Source organism: Marinovum sp. PR37, assembly GCF_028807375.1.
GTDB classification, from domain to species: domain Bacteria; phylum Pseudomonadota; class Alphaproteobacteria; order Rhodobacterales; family Rhodobacteraceae; genus Marinovum; species Marinovum algicola.
Genome location: NZ_JARAML010000002.1, coordinates 263,960 through 282,343 on the forward strand (window position 1 = coordinate 263,960; position 18,384 = coordinate 282,343).

Here is an 18,384-nt window from a genome sequence, read left to right on the forward strand (position 1 = left end):
GGGTTTGCCCTTATTCGATGTGGTCGATGCGTGTGTCGCGGCCCAGGAAGACACGCGTCAGATGGCCGAGAGAGAAAACGAGGATCAATCCGCCGGCGACGGTCAGCGGCAGCGAGCGATAGCCTTCGCTGATCTGGATAAGCGGGATCAGCGAATTCCATTTGAACTGGGTGAGCAGCGCCCCGTACCAGAGCATCAGCGCTCCGAAGACCGCCATGAAAAGATCCGAGAAGATCACGAAGAGGGTGCGAACGCGCGCCGGCACCAGGGTGCGGAAGGCCACGACCGAAAGATGGGTGTTCTCGCGCACGCCGACGGCGGCACCGAGAAAGGCGATCAGCATCACCAGCAAAAGCGCATATTGCTCGACCCAGGTGGGGGTGTCGTTGAGCACGTAGCGGCCAAAGACCAGCCAGCCGAAGATGACGGTCATGACAACCAGCGCCACGCCGGCGACGACGCGGCAGATCCAGACGATCGCGTCGAAGACACGTTCAAACGCGCGCAGGCCCTGGGGCAGTTCGGGGGTATCGTTCATTGTATTCTCCCGAAAAGCGCCCGGGACCGCAGGGGACCGGGCGCTTCCGAATGGGTGTCGGTCAGGCGTTATTCGGTCGACTGGGCAATCTCGACGAGCTTGCGCATGTCGGGGTTGGCGGCCAGGTAATCGTCATAGACCGCAACCATCGCGTCCTGAAACGGGGTCTTGTCGGCGATCTCGTTGACCATGACGCCGGCGGCCTCGACATCCTTGCGCGCCTGTTCCGATTGCACCGCCCAGAGCTCACGCTGATAGAGGCCGGCCTCTTCCGCCGCGGCCCGCACCGCATCCTGAAGCTCGGGCGAGAGCGCCTCGAACTTCGAGGTGTTGACGCAGATGCATTCCGGGATGATCAGGTGCTCGGAAAGCGAGTAATTGGTCGTCACCTCGTAATGCGCCACGTTCTTGAACGAAGGGAAGTTGTTTTCCGCACCGTCGACAACGCCGGTTTTCAGCGATTGATAGACCTCGCCAAAGGCCATCGGCGAGGGGTTGCCGCCCATGGCCGAGATCATCGCGGTGTAAAGATCGTTGTTCATCACCCGGATCTTCAGACCGGCGACATCGTCGGGTGTGTTGATCGGTTTCTGGGTGTAGAACGACCGCGCGCCGGCATCGACCCAGGCCAGCGGCAGCAGGCCGGCCTGGCCCATGGCATCCGAGACCATGTCGCCGGCCTCGCCTTCGAGCACGCGGAACATGTGCGGCACGCTCTTGAAGATGAAGGGCAGCGAGACGAGGTTGGCCTCTTTCACCATCGGGCCGATCGGGCCGAGGTTGAAATTGCCCACTTCGATGGCGCCAAGGCGCACCTGCTCGAGCGCGTCGGGCTGGCTGCCCAGAACGCCGCCGTGGAACACCTCGATGGTGACTTCGCCGTCGGTCTTCTCTTCCACCAGCTCGGCAAAACGGTCCATCGCGGCGGTGTTGGGGTGGCCTTCGCTGTGGATGTTCCAGGCGCGCCAGGTTTCGGCCGTGGCAGCGGTGCCGAGCAGGGCGACGGCCGCAGCCGCACCGATGAGCGTGGTGGTGAATTTCTGGTACATGGTGTCCTCCCTTGGATGTCGTAACCAGTTGAATGGATTGGCCTGTGACGCATGTCCGGCAACAGGCATCGCCCGGGGCCGGGATCAGACCTGCGATCTGCTGCGGCGCGCAGGCGGCGGACCCTGGTGGAAACCGGTGATCGGTTTGCCGGGTCGCTCCGGTCTCGCGGGCCGCGGTCCTCCCTTTGTCACATCCGTTGGTTTCCGCCGAACCGGCGCCCGTTCTCTCCCGGGGCGCGCGGCCGGCGTGTTCTTCTGGCTCCTAAAGAGTACTAGTATCCCAGTTAAGTCAAGAGAAAAGTTTTCATGCGTCGGAACGAGCCTGCGGCGCGGCCCGGCGGCACCGGACATTGTCCGCCCCGGACCCCGATCCGGGGTCCCATGCTACAGGGACCGGGAGGCCCCGGATCGGGGTCCGGGGCGGGGTCATGTCGAGGCTGCCGGCCAACGGCCCCCGCGGTCGGGCTTCAGATGTCCAGCGTATGGGTTTTTTCCCACTGCGAGAAATGCGACACGAAGGAATTCCACTCCTCGCGCTTCAGCTTGAGAAAGGCGGCCGAAAATTCCTCCCCCATCATCGACTTCAGGTCCTTGTCCTTGTCATAGCCGCGCAGGGCATCGAGCATGTTGAGCGGCAGTTTCGGCGCGCCGCGAACCTTGTGGCCCTCGGCATACATGTCAATGTCGTACCGCTTGCCGGGATCGGCCTGAGTCCGCAGGCCGCTGAGGCCGGCGGCAATGATCACCGCCTGCAACAGATAGGGATTCGCAGCCCCGTCAGGCAGCCGCAGCTCGAAGCGGCCGGGCCCGGGGACGCGCACCATATGGGTGCGGTTGTTGCCGGTCCAGGTCACCGTGTTGGGCGCCCAGGTCGCGCCCGACATGGTGCGCGGCGCGTTGATGCGCTTGTAGCTGTTGACCGTCGGATTGGTGATCGCGGCCAGGGCGCTGGCGTGTTTCATGATGCCGCCGAGGAAGTGCTTGCCCTGTTCCGACAGGCCCAGCTCGGCGGTCGGGCTGTCGCCTTTCTCGCCGGCAAAGACATTGGTCCTGGAGTGCTCGCCCGGCGCGTCCCAGACCGAAATATGCGCGTGACAGCCGTTGCCGGTCAGCCCCTCGACGGGCTTGGGCATGAAAGTGGCGCGGAAGCCGTGTTTCTCGGCCACCGACTTGGTCATGAACTTGAAGAAGGAATGCTTGTCGGCGGTCTTCAGGACGTCATCGAACTCCCAGTTCATCTCGAACTGGCCGTTGGCGTCCTCGTGGTCGTTCTGGTAGGGGCCCCAGCCCATTTCCAGCATGTAATCGCAGATTTCGCGCACCACGTCATAGCGCCGCATCACCGCCTGCTGGTCATAACAGGGCTTGTCGGCGGTGTCGTACTCGTCGCTGATCTGGGCGCCGTCCGGGGTCAGCAGGAAGAACTCGGCCTCGATGCCGGTCTTGACGTGCAGGCCCGCGTCGGCGGCCTCGGCAATCAGCCGGCGCAGCACGTTGCGCGGCGCCTGGGCCACGTCCTGGCCTTCCATCACGCAATTGGCGGCGACCCAGGCGACCTCGGGTTTCCACGGAAGCTGGATCACCGATGCGGGGTCCGGCACCGCCAGCATGTCGGGGTGGGCCGGCGTCATGTCGAGATGGGTGGCAAAGCCGGCGAAGCCTGCGCCGTCCTGCTGCATGTCGGCAATCGCCGCGGCGGGCACCAGCTTGGCCCGTTGGCCGCCGAACAGATCGGTGAAGGAAATCATGAAATACTTGATGTCGCGCGCGGCAGCAAAGGCGGCAAGGTCGGTCCGGGCGTCGGGCGCCACTTGATCTCTGGGCATGTGGTCGTGTTCCTCTCTGTCGGTATGTGGCGCGGGGGTCTCCCCCTGCATCCTCTTGCGAAACGGCGCGGCCCCGTCGGGAGCCGCGCCGTCGTATGTCAGAACCCCGCCTTGCCGGGCCACCAATCGGTGCCGGCCAGTGGCACCCTGGCCATGGCCGCCGCCTCCATGGTCAGCGCGCAGAGGTCTTCCGGTTCCAGGTTGTGCAGATGGTTGTGGCCGCAGGCCCGGGCGATGGTCTGGGCCTCCAGGGTCAGTACCTTGAGATAGTTCTTCAGCCGCCGGCCGCCCTCGATCGGGTCAAACCGCGCCATCAGCTCGGGGTCCTGGGTGGTGATGCCGGCCGGGTCGCGGCCTTCGTGCCAGTCGTCATAGGCGCCGGTGGTGGTGCCCATCTTCTGGTATTCGGCCTCCCATTTCGGGTCGTTGTCGCCCAGGGCCACCAGCGCGGCGGTGCCGATGGCGACCGCATCGGCCCCCAGCGCAATGGCCTTGGCCACATCGGCGCCGGTGCGGATACCGCCCGAAACCACCAGCTGCACCTCGCGGTGCAGCCCCTGATCCTGAAGCGCCTGAACGGCCGGGCGGATGCAGGCCAGCGTCGGCAGGCCGACATGTTCGATAAACACGTCCTGGGTCGCGGCGGTGCCGCCCTGCATGCCGTCGAGCACAACCACATCGGCACCTGCCTTGATCGCCAGGGTGGTGTCATAATAGGGCCGCGTGCCGCCGATCTTGACGTAGATCGGCACCTTCCAGCCGGTAATCTCGCGGATCTCGAGGATCTTGATCTCCAGGTCATCCGGCCCGGTCCAATCCGGGTGTCGGCAGGCCGAACGCTGGTCGATGCCCGTGGGCAGGTTGCGCATGCCGGCCACGCGGTCGGAGATCTTCTGACCGAGCAGCATGCCGCCGCCACCGGGCTTGGCGCCCTGGCCCACGACGATCTCGATGGCGTCGGCCCGGCGCAGGTCGCGCGGGTTCATGCCGTAGCGCGAGGGCAGGTACTGATAGACAAGCTTGCTGGAATGGCCGCGCTCTTCCTCGGTCATGCCGCCGTCGCCGGTGGTGGTCGAGGTGCCGGCGGCGCTGGCGCCCCGGCCGAGCGCTTCCTTGGCGGGGCCGGAGAGCGCGCCGAAACTCATGCCGGCGATGGTCACCGGAATGTCCAGCTCGATGGGGGTCTTGGCGAACCGGGTGCCCAGCGTCACCCTGGTTTCGCAGGTCTCGCGGTAGCCTTCGAGCGGGTAGCGCGAGATCGAGGCTCCGAGGAACAGCAGGTCGTCGAAATGCGGCACCCGCCGCTTCGCGCCGCCGCCGCGGATGTCGTAGATGCCGGTATGCGCGGCGCGGCGGATCTCGGCGTTGACCGAATTCGAGAAGGTCGCCGACTGGATCGGCTCGGTCCGCGGGAGGGTGTCGATTGTCTGATCTTTCATGTCCATCTCCTCAATACGCGGACGCGTTGTCGACGTCGAAATTGTAGAGCTTGCGGGCCGAGCCATAGCGTTTGAACTCTTCCGGTTTGGCGTCGGCTCCGGCGCGTTCCAGCAGGTCGGCCAGGATTTGCAGATGCTCGGGGCGCATCTCCTTCTCGATGCAATCGGCGCCGAGGCTCTTGACTCCGCCGCGCACGAAGAGCCGCGCCTCGTAGAGTGAATCCCCCAGCGCGTCACCGGCATCCCCCAGCACCACGAGATTGCCGGATTGCGCCATGAAGGCCGACATGTGGCCGATGTTGCCATGCACCACGATGTCGATCCCTTTCATCGAGATTCCGCAGCGCGAGCTTGCATTGCCCTTGATCACCAAGAGCCCGCCGTGGCCGGTGGCCCCGGCGTACTGGCTGGCGTCGCCCTCGACGATGACCGTGCCCGACATCATGTTCTCGGCCACGCCCGGCCCGGCCGAGCCGTGGACGTGCACCTTGGCCTGGCTGTTCATCCCGGCGCAGTAATAGCCGGTGGAGCCCTTCACGGTCACCTCGATGGGCGCGTCAAGGCCGACGGCAATGGCGTGGCTGCCCTTGGCGTTCACGACTTCCCAGTTGGCCTGGCTGAGGGTCTCGGCCTGCGCGTGCAGCGCCGTGTTCAGGGCGCGGAGGTCTTGCGCTTCCAAATCGAATGTCTGCATCTCAGTGGTTCCAGAAATAAACGGTTGCGGGTTCAGGCTCCCAGACGCGGGCGGTCTCGATCCCCGGCAGGTTGACCAGCGCGCGGTATTCGCTGCCGAAGGCGACATATTGATCGGTCTCGGCCATCACGGCGGGTTTGCAGGCGATCGGGTCGCGCACCACGCCAAAGCCGTCCTTGGTGCCGACGACAAAGGTGAAGAAGCCGTCGAGAGCCTCCAGGCTGCTTTTCAGCGCCTCGCCCAGGCTCGATCCGGTTTGCATCTTCCAGGTCAGGTAGGCGGCGCCCACTTCGGTGTCATTCTCGGTCTCGATATGGATGCCTTCGCGGCGCAGCTTGCGGCGCAGGGCGTTGTGATTCGACAACGAGCCATTGTGAACCAGGCATTGGTCGAGGCCGGTCGAGAACGGATGCGCGCCGAGCGTGGTGACGGCGGATTCGGTGGCCATGCGGGTGTGGCCGATGCCATGGCTGCCGCTCATCTGCGAGACGGCAAACCGGGCAGCCACGTCGCGGGGCAGGCCGACTTCCTTGTAGATCTCCATCGCCGCGCCGGTGCTCATGACCCGCACGCCCTGCCGCAGCTCCGGCAGCGCCTGGCGCGCCGCGGCCACCTTGTCGGCCGGCAGGGTCAGCACGATATGGCTGTCTTTGACCGCGCCGCTCACCGCGGCGTCGATGACGCTGCCCAGTTCCTCGGCCAGGGTTGCGAAATCCGCCTGCGGGTCGTCGGATTGCACCGTCAGCTTGGCGCTGCCGGCCGCCTCGCCGCCATAGATCGCGATGCCGGCACTGTCCGGGCCCCGATCGGTCATGGTGACAAGCATGTCGGTCAGAAGCGCGCCGAGCCGAGGCTCGAGCGACCTGTCCTTGAGAAATAATCCAACGATTCCGCACATGGCGCAGACCCTCTCCTGTGGTTGACTCGAAGCCTATCGGGTAGAGCCGGGCGCATCAACTTTCAAGAAACAATTTTTCCTGTAAAGAATATCGGGCCATGCACACAGCGAGCCACATGCCGCCGAATTCGGCGGTCTGCCTGCTTTGCGGGCAATCCGGGATCAGGAGCGGTGGTGCCGGGCGGGCGGCCGCGGCTAGTTGGCCTGTGGATACGAGATGATCGACAGGTAGCGGATCGGCAGGCGCACCAGCACCTCCGGCCCATGCGGCGCATCGGCGTCAAAGAACAGCGTATCGCCCGGTTCCAGCCGGAAGACCTCGGTGCCGTGGCGATAATCGACCGCGCCTTCGAGCATGTAGATCGTCTCGATCCCCTCGTGCTGGAAGGTGGGGAAGATGTCAGAGGTCTCGGACAGTGTGATCAGATAGGGTTCGACCATCACGCCGCTGGAATTCGAGCCGATGTGACCGAGCAGGTTGTACTGATGGCCGGCCCGGGTGCCGTCGCGCTCCATCTCGACACCGTGCCCGGCCTTGGTGTGCACCGCCGAGCGCTTTTCTTCGAACCGGCGCAGGAAGGCGGTCAGCGGCACGCTCAGCACATGCGACAGCGTTTGCAAGGTGTTGAGCGACGGCGAGGTGTTGCCATTCTCGATCTTTGACAACATGCCGATCGACAGGCCAGAGGCCTTGGCCAGATCGGCCACGGTCATGTTCTGCTGTTTGCGGAAGGCGCGGACCTCGCGGCCGATGGCGACCTCGAGAACCTTTTCGCGGTCTTCGCCGACCCGATGCGGATCCTGTGACAGGGCCTTGGCGTTCATTGCGGCGTCCGGTTTTTGCTGTATCATCGCACCTTCCTAATTTTCACCACCGGAAAATTCCAGCGCCGGAAAGCCACTTGACCCGCGACAAGTTTCCTATCAGGAATATTGCAATGACCAGAGGTGAAAGTACAACCACTTTGGGATTTCTGATCTTCCCCGGGTTTCCAATGTCCTGCCTGACCTCGGCGATAGAGCCCCTGCGCGCGGCCAACGAGATCTCGGGGCAGGCGGCCTTTGACTGGAAGCTGATCGGCGAAACCGGCGCGCGGGTGGAATCCAGCGCGCATATCTGGTTCGACCCGGATCGGGCGCTGGCCGACGACTTGGAGCTCGACTATCTCTTTCTGCTTTCCGGCCCTTTGGCCAGGTTCGAGACGCCGCGACCGTCAAACGGCCGGCTGCGCAGCCTGAGCCGTCACGGCGTTCGTGTCGGCGGGGTCAGCGGCGGGGTCTTTCCGCTGGCGCGCTCCGGGCTTCTGGCGGGGCACCGATGCAGCGTGCACTGGTGTTATGCCGCGGCCTTCGCGGCCGAATTTCCCGATCTCCCGGTCGAAGACGACGTCATCATCATCGACCGCGACCGGCTGACGGTGTCCGGGGCGGCCGCCGTCTTTGACCTGATGCTGGGCCTGATCGATGCTAGGCTGGGCGAGGAGGTGACCACCGAAGTGGCCTGCTGGTTCCAGCATCCGCTGATGCGCGGGCAGGGGGTGCGGCAAAAGGTGCCGACCCTGCGCCGCGAAAGCACCTCGGACATGTTGCCGCCCTCGGTCGCCGAGGCGATCCGCATCTTTGGTGATCACATCGAGGATCCGGTGAACGTGGACGACGTGGCGCAGCTGGTGGGGCTGTCGCCGCGCCAGCTGGAACGCAACTTCAAGACCGCCACCGGCCAGAGCCCGTCGCGCTATTACCGCAACCTGCGAATGAACGCCGCGCGCCAGCTGGTGCTGTATTCCAACGACAGCATGGCGCGCATTGCCGCGGCGGTGGGCTATGGCGCCACCGCGCCGCTGGTGCGGCAGTACCGCCGGGCCTTTGGCGCGACGCCGCAGCAGGACCGGCAGAAGATCAACCTGTTCCGGGTGGAACGGAACCGGCCGATCCCGTCCTGAACCCGTCCGGTCCTCGCGTCGGGGCCTCGTCTCCCCCACTGGCCGAGAGGCCCCGGCGCAGGGCCGGGGCGCGGGGCGGCGATGTCAGAGCGCGCTGTGCGCCGCCTCGATCAGCGCGTGATGCAGGCTCTGGGCCGACGAGCGTGGCCCGATCACGCTGAAATGCCTTTCGGCCCGGCGGATCAGGAAACAGCTTTGGTGCGCGATTGCGGTGCGGGTTGCGGCCGGGCTGTCCATTCGCCGCGTGTCGGCGTTGCACAGGAGCTCCAGCACCTGGTGACAGCCAGCGCCCTCCAGGTCGAAGCGCACCCAGCCATCGGTCTGTTCGGTGACCGAACCGGCGTCCCCCATGGCCGCCTTGATCCGCGCGGCAAGGTCTTCGTGGCTGCCGTGCGGCGCCTCGAGCATCCATTGTTCCGGGCCGATCCAGAAGGCCGTGACCGGCCCGTCCCCGGCACAGGCTCCGACCCCCGGCAGGGCCGCGCCCAGAAGGGCCTGCGCCGCTGCGGCGACCTCGTCCTCGCGGCCCAGTCTCGACGCCAGCGAGGCCAGCGCCCAGTCCGGGCATTCCGAAATGCGCAAGCCCTCGAAATCGCGGACCTCGGCGGTGGTGCCGCCAAGCGCGGTCGTTGCGGTCAAGTCATGCACGGAGACGGTCTCCCTCTGGATCGACGAATTGGGCCGAGACCACCTCGACCTCGATGTTCTGCCCGGTCAACGGGCTGACCAGGCGCAGGCGCTCGCCCATGCGTTCTGACCCGGATTTCAGATAGCCGATGCCGATATGGCTGTTCAGGATCGGCGAATAGCAGGCCGATGTGACATAGCCCTGGTCATGCTTTGCATCGACGGGGCCCTCGCGGTTCATCAGATGCCCGCCGGCGGTGACCTTCTCCTCGGGCAGCTTCGGCAGAAAGCCCACCAGCGCCAGCGCATCCGGCGTGTTCAGCCCCGCGCGTTCCGACAGGGTCGAACCAATGGCGTCCTTCTTCTTCGACACCATCCGCCCCATGCCGAGGTTGAGCGCGGTGGTGGTGCCGTTCAGCTCATTGCCCGCCGCATGGCCCTTTTCTATCCGCAGGACGCCCAAGGCTTCCGTGCCGTAAGGGGTCACGTCGAATTCCTCGCCTGCCGCCATCAGCCTGCGGATCAGCGCGTCGCCATAACGCGTCGGCACCGCGATCTCATAGGCCAGTTCGCCGGAGAAGGAGATGCGGAACAGCCGCGCCCGCAGCCCGCCGCAGATCGTGACCGCGCCGCAGGCCATGAAGGGAAAAGCCTCGTTCGAGATATCGAACCCGGGGTCGACGATCTTTTGCAGCAGTTTGCGGGCGTTGGGCCCGGCCACGGCATATTGCGCCCAGGCCTCGGTGGTCGAGATCAGTTGCACGTCCATGTCCGGGAACAGGCACTGGCGGACGAATTCCAAGTGGCGATAGACCGGCACGGCATTGGCCGTCGTGGTGGTCATCACGAAGTGATCCTCGGCCAGCCGCGCAGTGGTGCCGTCGTCCATGACGATGCCATCCTCGCGCAGCATCAGCCCATAGCGGGTCTTGCCGACCGCCAGCTTGGCAAAGCCATTGGCATAGACCTTGTTGAGGAAGGCCGCCGCGTCGGTGCCCTGCACGTCGATCTTGCCCAGCGTGGTCACATCACAGACCCCGACCGAGCCGCGCACCGCCCGCACCTCGCGGTCGACGCTCTGGCGCCAGTGGGTCTCGCCGGGACGCGGAAACCACTGTGCGCGCAGCCAGTTGCCGGCTTCGACGAAAACGGCGCCCTGTTCGCGGGCCCAGATGTGGCTGGGCGTCTCACGCACCGGGTGGAAATGCGCCCCGCGCGCCCGGCCGCCCAGCGTGCCCATGGCGACGGGTGTGTAGGGCGGGCGAAAGATGGTGGTGCCGACGCCGGGGATCGATTTGCCGGCCAGCTCGGCCATGATCGCCAGCCCGCCCATGTTCGAGGTCTTGCCCTGATCGGTGGCCATGCCTAGCGTGGTGTAGCGCTTGAGGTGCTCGACCGAACGGAAGTTCTCCTGATGCGCCAGTTTCACGTCCTTGACGGTGACGTCGTTCTGCTGATCCAGCCAGGCGCGGCCGCGGCCTTCGGTGACATGCCAGAAGGGCTGGATGTTGACCGGCGCATCTTCGGCGCGGGGCAGGCGGGCCTTGTCGGGTTTGATCCCGAGATCGCCGAGAATTGCGGCGGCCTGTTCGGCCCCCGAGCGGAGCGCGGCATGGGTGGAAAAGGCCCCAGCCGCCGCCCCGGCCACGCTTTGGCCCTGCGGCAGATCCGTGCCGGGAACGAAGGCAGAGATGGCGGGGTTCCAGGCCGGGCGGCCGCGCTGATGGCAGGTCAGATGCACGTTGGGGTTCCAGCCGCCCGAGACACCGAGCGCGCCGCATTCGATGATGCGTTCGGAGCCGTCGGCCTGACGCAGCTTGACAAAGCTGAGGCCGAGCCGGCCGGAGGTGTCGATCACCTGCGCGCCGGCCAGCAGCTCGCAATCGGCGATACGCGGGGCGTCGGGGCGAACGTCGATCACGGCGGCGACCCTCACGCCCTTGGCCATCAGATCGCGGGCGGTGCGGTGGCCGTCGTCGTTGTTGGTGAAGACCGCGACCTTTTGCGCCGGCGTCGCCGCCCAGCGATTGGCATAGGCGCGCATGGCCCCGGCCAACAGGATGCCGGGGCGGTCGTTGTTGGCAAAGACGATCGGCCGCTCGATGGCCCCGGCGCAGAGCAGGGCGCGCTTGGTGTAGACGCGCCAGAGGATCTGGCGCGGTTTGCCGGGCGCAGGCGTCGGCAGATGGTCCGAGACCCGCTCGACCGCGCCGTAGATGCCATGATCGAAACCGCCGATCACCGTGGTGCGCGGCATGAGCCGGACGTTGTTCATGCCGTGCAGCTCGGCCACGGCGGCGGCGGCCCATTCGGCCCCGGCGGTGTCATCGATGGCAAAGGTCTCGGCATTGAGCCGCCCGCCCATGGCAAAATCTTCGTCGGCCAGGATCACCCGCGCACCGGAGCGGCCTGCCGTCAGGGCCGCCGACAACCCCGCCGGGCCCGCGCCCACGATCAGAAGATCGCAATGCAGGTAGCCTTTGTCGTAGGAATCCGGGTCTTCCTCCAGCGACAGGGAGCCCAGCCCGGCGGCCTTGCGGATGATCGGCTCGTAAAGCTTTTCCCAGAAGGCGGCGGGCCACATGAAGGTCTTGTAGTAGAACCCGGCGGTCAGGAAGTTCGAGAACCGGTCGTTGACTGCCATGGCGTCAAAGGTGAGCGAGGGCCAGCGGTTCTGGCTTCTGGCCTCGAGCCCGTCGAAGAGTTCGGCGGTGGTGGCGCGGGTGTTGGGCTCCTGCCGCGCGCCGGAGCGCAGTTCGACCAGCGCATTGGGCTCTTCGCTGCCCGAGGTCAGCACCCCGCGCGGGCGGTGATACTTGAACGACCGGCCCATCAGCCGCACGCCGTTGGCCATCAGCGCCGAGGCCAGCGTGTCGCCGGGGTGGCCCGTGAAACGCTTGCCGTCGAACGTGAAGTCGAGGTTCTGGCTGCGGTCGATCTGGCCGCCCGGAAGTCGGTTTTTCTGGCTCATTTGCTGCGCCCCCGGCTGCGGGCCACGTCGCGGGCCAGTTCGACCGATGTGATCTGATGGGTCAGCGTATTGCGCGTCACCACCAGCCAGCTGCGGTCGCCCACCTCGTGGAACCACAGCTCGCGATGTTCGCCCGCCGGGTTGTCGCGCAGGTAGAGGTAGTCGTGGAATTGATCCACGGCATCCTCGGCCTGCCAGTCGGGGCGGTCGATTAGCGACGCATCGCCGAGATAGGTGAACTCCTGCGCGTCACGCGGGCCGAGGAGGGGATGGTCGATCATCATCTGTCAGATCCTTTGTGCGCATCTCGAACCGCAAAGCCGGTTCTCACGTTTTCCGGGAAACGCATGGTCAATGCAGGTTGGGTTGCGCGCCCACGCCCTTTTCGTCGATCATCCGCCCGCGGCGGAACCGGTCGAGGCGATAGGCGGTGGCGGTTTCATGCGGGGTGTCGGTGGCCAGCAGATGCGCATAGCACATGCCCGAGGCCGGCGTCGCCTTGAAGCCGCCGTAACACCAGCCGCCATTGAAATAGAGCCCGTCGATATGGGTGCGGTCGATGATCGGCGAGCCGTCCATCGACATGTCCATGACGCCGCCCCACATCCGCAGGAGCCGCGCCCGGCCCAGCGCCGGGATCAGCGCCATGCCGCTTTCACAGACGTCCTCGACCGTGGGCAGATTGCCGCGCTGGGCATAGGAATTGTAGCCGTCGATATCGCCGCCAAAGACCAGCCCGCCCTTGTCCGACTGGCTGCAATAGAAATGCCCGGCGCCAAAGGTGATCACCCCCGGCAGCACCGGTTTCAGCCCCTCGGAGACAAAGGCCTGCAAGACGTGACTCTCGATCGGCAGGCGTATGTCGGCCAGTGCCATGACACGGCTCGACGATCCGGCAACGCAGGAGGCGACTTTCCCGGCGCCGATATAGCCGCGCGAAGTCTCGACGCCCCGGATGGCGCCGGCCTCGATGCGCAAACCGGTGACCTCGCAGTTCTGGAGGATGTCGACGCCATGGCTGTCGGCGCCGCGCGCGTAGCCCCAGGCCACCGCGTCGTGGCGCACGGTGCCGCCGCGATGCTGGGCCAGCCCGCCCTTGATCGGGAAACGCGCATTCTCGAAATCGAGAAACGGATAGCGCGCGCGGATCTGATCGACGTCCAGAAGCTCGGCATCGGCGCCGTTCAGGATCATGGCATTGCCCCGGCGGACAAAGGCGTCGCGCTGGCCGTCGCTGTGATAGAGATTGAGAATGCCGCGCTGGCTGACCATCGCGTTGTAGTTCAGCTCCTGCTCCAGACCCTCCCACAGCTTGAGCGAATATTCGTAAAACGGCTCATTGCCATCCAGAAGGTAGTTCGACCGGATGATCGTGGTGTTCCGCCCGACGTTGCCGCCGCCGATCCAGCCTTTCTCCAGCACCGCAATGCGTTTCTTGCCGAAATGTTTGGCCAGGTAATAGGCGGTTGCCAGCCCGTGTCCGCCGCCGCCGATGATCACGTAGTCATAGCTTTTCTGCGGCTCGGGATCGCGCCACGCCGGGCCCCAGCCCCTGTGGCCGGTCAGGGCTTCCTTGATGACACGCAGACCAGAGTACTTCATCGCGACCTCGCTCATTTGCGACACCAAGATGCCTGCATCCGCCTGTGTTTGCGAGGTCGGGATCGGACGGGTCGCTGTTCAAACCCGACATCGGCGACAGTCGCCGCGCGGGGAAACGGCTCAGACCCGAAGCAGGCGGCAAGACCGCTGCGCGCAGGCGCGCCGCACATCGGCAGGCAATTGCGCGCCGGTGACGATCACGTCGTAATCCCACAGATGCGCGTGCCGGCAGGCCAGGTCCAGCCCGGCCTTTTCGGTGTCGGCGACCAGAATCGTGGTGTTGGCACAGCCGGCGATCGCCTTGCGGGCCGAAATCTCGTCGGAATTGTAATCCATCACCGCGCCGTCGGGCGACAGGCCGCCGCAGCTGAACACCGCGTAATCCACCCGGAAATTGGCAAAGAACGCATGCGCGGCAATGCCGATCATGTCGAGATCGCGCATCCGCACCGACCCGCCCGCCAGTTCGACCACGGCGCCCGGGGCGTTTTGCAAGGCGCAGACCGCATGAATGCTGTTGGTTGCGACAAACAGGTTCTCGCGCGCGGCCAGAAGACGCGCGCATTGCTCGACCGTGGTGCCGGTGCCAAGCGCGACGCGCGCGCCGTCGGGGATCAGGTTCTTCACAGCCAGGGCGATGCGCCGCTTTTCCTGGCGCGAGACGCTCTCGCGCGGGAGATAGCCGATGTTCTCGCTTTGCTGGCGCAGGCGCGCCGCGCCATTGCGGCGCTGCACCAGGGCGGCGTCATCGAGATCACGCAAATCCGCCCGGATGGTCTGAACCGACACCGCAAGACGGCCGGACAACTCGGCCGCCGACAGCTCGCCTTCCTCCGACAGGAGCGCGATGATGCGGTCACGGCGCGCTGCCAGGTCCAATCGCTTCATGACTTTCCTTCGAAAACAACCGCAGGTTACGGCAAGGTTAGGCGGGAACGAAATTCGGCGCAATATCATTAAAAAGTTTACGTTTCTGTCACAAAATCGTTGCCTCCGGCGGGAATAAGGCACTCGTGAACTACTTTCGAACGAAAGCTGCATCTCCAGGAGAGCCCCATGAAGATCTTCCTCACCACGACCGCCTTTGCCCTCATGGCCAGCACCGCCATGGCAGACACGATCACGCTTTATACCTCCCAGCCGAACGCCGATGCGCAACAGACCGTCGATGCTTTCGAAGCGGCCAATCCGGGCACCGAAGTGGAATGGGTCCGTGACGGCACGACCAAGTTGATGGCCCGTCTGCGCGCCGAGATCGAAGCCGGCAACCCGCAGCCCGACGTTCTGCTGATCGCCGATACCGTGACGCTGGAAGGCATGGCGCAAGAGGGGCTTCTGACCGCCTATCAATCGCCCGAGGCCGCCAATTACGACGCCGCGCTCTATTCGGCCGAGGGGTACTATCACTCGACCAAGCTGATCACCACCGGCATCGTCTACAACACCGGCGTCGAGACGGCGCCAGACTCCTGGGCCGACCTGTCCGATGCCGCGCTCAAGGGCCAGATCGCAATGCCGTCGCCGCTCTATTCCGGTGCGGCGCTGATCCATCTTGCCACCCTGACGGGCGACGAAAGCCTCGGCTGGGATTACTACGGTGCGCTGGCCGCCAACGATGCCCGCGCCCAGGGCGGCAACGGCGGCACCTTCAAGGCGGTGGCCGCAGGCGAAAAACCCTATGGCATGGTCGTCGACTTCCTCGCCATCCGCAACAAGGCCGATGGCTCGCCGGTCGAGTTCGTCTTTCCCGAAGAGGGCGTGTCTTACGTGACAGAGCCGGTGGCGATCATGTCCTCGGCCAAGAACGTCGAAGGCGCCCAAAAATTCGTCGATTTCCTGCTCGGTGAAGCCGGTCAGGAGCTGGTGCTCGACATGGGCTATATTCCGGCGCGCGACGGCATGGGCGTGCCCGCGGGCTTTCCGGCGCGGGAAGACATCGCGCTGATGGCCTTCGACCCGGCGGTCGCGCTGGAGAACGCCGAAGCCAACAAGGCGAAATTCGCAGAGCTGTTCGGCGCCGAATAATGGGTCTGGCGACGAAATCGGGAGGCAGCCGGTCGGAAGGCCGGCTGCTCTCTGCCATTCTGGTGGTGGCGATCTGCCTTACGCTGGCGCCGGTCCTGCGGCTGTTTGTCGAAGGAGTGACCGATCAGGGGACACCCGGTCTGGCGCTGATGGGCGGGGTCCTGTCGCAGCCCGCGACGCTCAGCGCGCTGAAACATTCGCTGATCACAGCGGGCTTTGGCACCCTGGTGTCTCTGGTGTTGGGCGCGGGATTTGCCTTTCTGGTGGCGCTGACCGATCTGCGGGCCAAGGCGGCGCTGGTCTTCTGCCTGATGATCCCGATGATGATCCCGCCGCAGATCACCGCGCTGTCCTGGACCCAGATCATGGGGCCGTCGTCGGTGCTGCTCAAGACGCTGGGCCTGGCGCCGCCGCTGGGCGCGCCGCAGCCACTGTATTCCGCCGAGGGCATCATCCTGCTGCTGGGCATTCAGCACATGTCGATCATCTTCCTGACCCTGCGTGCCGGGCTGCGGGCGATCCCGCAGGAGGTGGTCGAAGCGGCGCGGATCAGCGGCGCGCGGGGGTTGCGCACCTGGTGGCAGGTGGTGATGCCGCTGACCCTGCCGAGCCTGGCCGCCGGCACCGCGATCACCTTTGTCACCGCGCTCGGCAATTTCGGCATTCCGGCCATGCTGGGCATTCCGGCGGGTTATGCGACGCTGCCGACGCTGGTCTATCAGAAACTCGCCGGCATGGGCACCAGCGTGCTGGCCGAGGTTTCGGTGCTGGCCATGCTGATCGGGACGGTGGCGGTGGCAGGCATTCTGGTACAGCGGTTCTTCCAGTCGCGGCAAAAGGTCCATCTGGTCGGCGCGACCTCGCGGCCGCTTGCCATTCCGCTGGGCGCGGCGCGGCTGCCGGTTGAGATCCTGCTCTGGGCCGTGGTCTGCGCGATCTTGGTGCTGCCGATGTTCGGCCTGCTGGCGACCTCGCTGGTGCCGGCCTACGGCGTGCCGCTGCGCCTCGATACGGTGACCCTGGCGTCGTGGTCCGAGGTGCTGTTGCGTCAGCCGGTGACGGCCCGGGCCTTTGCGAATTCCTTTGGCCTCGCCCTCGGGGCGGCCCTGGTGCTGATGGCGCTCTGCCTGCCGCTGGCCTGGCTGATGGAGCGCAATCCGACCCGGTTGTCGCGGCTCTTCGACAGCCTGCTCGACCTGCCTTATGCGCTGCCCGGCGTGGTGCTGTCGATCGCGATGATCCTGCTGTTGATCAAGCTGCCATTTACCGAGGCCACGCTCTACGGCACGATCTGGATCATTTTCCTGGCCTATCTGGCACGGTTCTTCGCCGTCATGTTCCGCCCGGTGCAGGCCAGCCTCAAACAGCTCGACCCGGCGATGGGCGAAGCGGCGCAATCGGTCGGCGCCTCGCTGTTCCAGCGGTTGCGCGACGTGATCCTGCCGCTTTCCGCTCCCGCCGCCGCCGCCGGCGCGATCCTGGTGTTCCTCACCGCGTTCAATGAGCTGACCGTCTCGGCGTTGTTGTGGTCGTCGGGCACCGAGACCCTGGGCGTGGTGATCTTCAATCTCGATGACAGCGGCGAAACCGCGATGGCCAGTGCCCTGGCGATGACCATCGTGTTTGTGGTCATGGCGCTGATGGCCCTGATCGAGCTGTTCTCGCGCCGTTTTCCGAAAGGAGTTGTTCCATGGCAGACATAAGCCTGTCGTCGGTCGGCAAGACATTTGCGGGCGCCCCCGCCTTGTCCGACATCACCACCCGCTTCGAAGACGGGGAATTCATTGCGCTGCTGGGGCCGTCGGGCTGCGGCAAGACCACGCTTCTGCGGCTTCTGGCCGGCTTCGAGATGCCGAGCGCCGGGCAGATCGGCATTGGCCGGCGCACCATGGCCGATGCCGGCAGCGGCGCGATGGTGCCGCCAGAGCGTCGCAACATCGGCTTCGTGTTCCAATCCTATGCGCTCTGGCCGCATATGTCCGTGCGCCGCAACATCGCGTATCCGCTGGAAATTCGCCGGCTGGCCCGGGCGCAGATTGCCGAGCAGACCGAGGCGGCGCTGGCCGCCACCGGGCTTGGCGCCTACGCCGGCCGCATGCCGTCGGAACTCTCCGGCGGGCAGCGGCAACGGGTGGCGCTGGCGCGCTGTCTGGTGTCCGATCCCGACGCCGTGCTGCTGGATGAGCCGCTGGCCAACCTGGATGTGGCGCTTCGGGCCTCGATGCAGGGGGTGTTCACCGATTTCCACCGGCGCACTGGCGCGACCATGGTCTATGTCACCCACGACCAGGCCGAAGCCATGGCCATGGCCGACCGGATCGCGGTGATGGATCGTGGCACGATCCAGCAATTCGACACGCCCCAGACGCTTTATGAGCGCCCGCGCAACCGGTTTGTGGCCGAATTCGTCGGCCGTGGCACGGTGGTTCCGGTGCAGGCGGTCGAAGCGACCGATAGCGCGGTCCATGCCCAGGTGCTGGGCGCGCGGATCGCGGTGCAGAGCGGCCGGAACGGCGGCGGCATCGACCACGTCTGCCTGCGCCCGGAGAACCTGACCATCACCGAGACCGGCGATCTCAGGGCCAGGGTCGCGCGGGTCACCTATCTGGGCGGGAAATACCTGCTGGAAACCGTGGCCGACTGCGGCACCCGGCTGCTCGCCGAGACGCGGGCAAAATTCGATGTCGGCGCCCAACTCGGCCTGACCATCACCACCCCATGGGCGTTTTCCGAGGACTGAATGCAAAGCGTAAGACTCCTTTCCGGCATCGG

16 protein-coding genes are annotated in these 18,384 nt (G+C 65.7%); 4 read left to right on the forward strand and 12 right to left on the reverse strand.

Annotated elements, in window-relative coordinates; translation table 11 throughout:
* Nucleotides 1-10: 10 nt before the first annotated feature.
* The 7 genes from PVW49_RS02870 to PVW49_RS02900 all read right to left on the reverse strand — a co-directional run bounded on the left by PVW49_RS02870 (nt 11) and on the right by PVW49_RS02900 (nt 7,296).
* Nucleotides 11-538 carry a TRAP transporter small permease gene (locus PVW49_RS02870; protein ID WP_274564720.1) on the reverse strand — a complete coding sequence of 176 codons (528 nt, stop codon included), beginning with the start codon at nt 536-538 and terminating at the stop codon, nt 11-13.
* Nucleotides 539-606: 68 nt separating this feature from the next.
* Nucleotides 607-1,587: a TRAP transporter substrate-binding protein gene (locus PVW49_RS02875; protein WP_048530375.1), complete on the reverse strand. Its 981-nt coding sequence runs from the start codon at nt 1,585-1,587 to the stop codon at nt 607-609.
* A 467-nt stretch (nt 1,588-2,054) separates the two neighbouring features.
* Complete coding sequence (gene glnT / locus PVW49_RS02880) at nt 2,055-3,413, reverse strand: type III glutamate--ammonia ligase (protein ID WP_074834668.1); 1,359 nt, start codon at nt 3,411-3,413, stop codon at nt 2,055-2,057.
* Nucleotides 3,414-3,511: 98 nt separating this feature from the next.
* Complete coding sequence (locus PVW49_RS02885; protein ID WP_274589847.1) at nt 3,512-4,852, reverse strand: FMN-binding glutamate synthase family protein; 1,341 nt, start codon at nt 4,850-4,852, stop codon at nt 3,512-3,514.
* A 10-nt stretch (nt 4,853-4,862) separates the two neighbouring features.
* Nucleotides 4,863-5,546: a GXGXG domain-containing protein gene (locus tag PVW49_RS02890; RefSeq protein WP_274589848.1), complete on the reverse strand. Its 684-nt coding sequence runs from the start codon at nt 5,544-5,546 to the stop codon at nt 4,863-4,865.
* A gap of 1 nt (nt 5,547) precedes the next feature.
* Entirely contained in the window at nt 5,548-6,444 is an 897-nt protein-coding gene (locus tag PVW49_RS02895) for a class II glutamine amidotransferase (RefSeq protein ID WP_274589849.1), read from the reverse strand.
* A 195-nt stretch (nt 6,445-6,639) separates the two neighbouring features.
* Nucleotides 6,640-7,296: a helix-turn-helix domain-containing protein gene (locus PVW49_RS02900; protein ID WP_274589850.1), complete on the reverse strand. Its 657-nt coding sequence runs from the start codon at nt 7,294-7,296 to the stop codon at nt 6,640-6,642.
* 86 nt (nt 7,297-7,382) lie between these two features.
* Between PVW49_RS02900 and PVW49_RS02905 the strand changes: the two genes are divergently transcribed.
* Complete coding sequence (locus PVW49_RS02905; protein ID WP_274589851.1) at nt 7,383-8,387, forward strand: GlxA family transcriptional regulator; 1,005 nt, start codon at nt 7,383-7,385, stop codon at nt 8,385-8,387.
* Between the two features lie 84 nt (nt 8,388-8,471).
* Here PVW49_RS02905 and PVW49_RS02910 read toward each other — a convergent pair whose 3' ends face one another.
* From PVW49_RS02910 to PVW49_RS02930, 5 genes are all read right to left on the reverse strand, one after another.
* Entirely contained in the window at nt 8,472-9,035 is a 564-nt protein-coding gene (locus PVW49_RS02910) for a sarcosine oxidase subunit gamma (RefSeq protein ID WP_274589852.1), read from the reverse strand.
* A complete protein-coding gene (locus PVW49_RS02915) occupies nt 9,028-11,985 on the reverse strand; it encodes a sarcosine oxidase subunit alpha family protein (protein ID WP_274589853.1) in 2,958 nt (985 codons plus the stop codon). Before PVW49_RS02915 ends, PVW49_RS02910 begins: the two co-directional genes overlap by 8 nt.
* A complete protein-coding gene (locus PVW49_RS02920; protein ID WP_074834682.1) occupies nt 11,982-12,269 on the reverse strand; it encodes a sarcosine oxidase subunit delta in 288 nt (95 codons plus the stop codon). Before PVW49_RS02920 ends, PVW49_RS02915 begins: the two co-directional genes overlap by 4 nt.
* A gap of 67 nt (nt 12,270-12,336) precedes the next feature.
* The gene (locus tag PVW49_RS02925) at nt 12,337-13,587 is read right to left on the reverse strand and encodes a sarcosine oxidase subunit beta family protein (protein WP_074834868.1); all 1,251 of its coding nucleotides are present in this window, start codon (nt 13,585-13,587) and stop codon (nt 12,337-12,339) included.
* Between the two features lie 120 nt (nt 13,588-13,707).
* Nucleotides 13,708-14,475, reverse strand: a complete 768-nt coding sequence (locus PVW49_RS02930) for a DeoR/GlpR family DNA-binding transcription regulator (RefSeq protein ID WP_274589854.1) — start codon at nt 14,473-14,475, stop codon at nt 13,708-13,710.
* A 168-nt stretch (nt 14,476-14,643) separates the two neighbouring features.
* Here PVW49_RS02930 and PVW49_RS02935 point away from each other — a divergent pair, with 168 nt between their 5' ends.
* Genes PVW49_RS02935 through PVW49_RS02945 form a run of 3 tightly spaced genes read left to right on the forward strand, consistent with a single transcriptional unit; the run spans nt 14,644 to nt 18,352 of the window.
* Nucleotides 14,644-15,612, forward strand: coding sequence for an ABC transporter substrate-binding protein (locus PVW49_RS02935; RefSeq protein ID WP_274589855.1), 969 nt, complete (start codon nt 14,644-14,646; stop codon nt 15,610-15,612).
* Nucleotides 15,612-17,315, forward strand: coding sequence for an ABC transporter permease (locus PVW49_RS02940; RefSeq protein WP_074834687.1), 1,704 nt, complete (start codon nt 15,612-15,614; stop codon nt 17,313-17,315). Before PVW49_RS02935 ends, PVW49_RS02940 begins: the two co-directional genes overlap by 1 nt.
* A complete protein-coding gene (locus tag PVW49_RS02945; RefSeq protein ID WP_048530403.1) occupies nt 17,303-18,352 on the forward strand; it encodes an ABC transporter ATP-binding protein in 1,050 nt (349 codons plus the stop codon). Before PVW49_RS02940 ends, PVW49_RS02945 begins: the two co-directional genes overlap by 13 nt.
* The last annotated feature ends 32 nt before the right edge of the window (nt 18,353-18,384 follow it).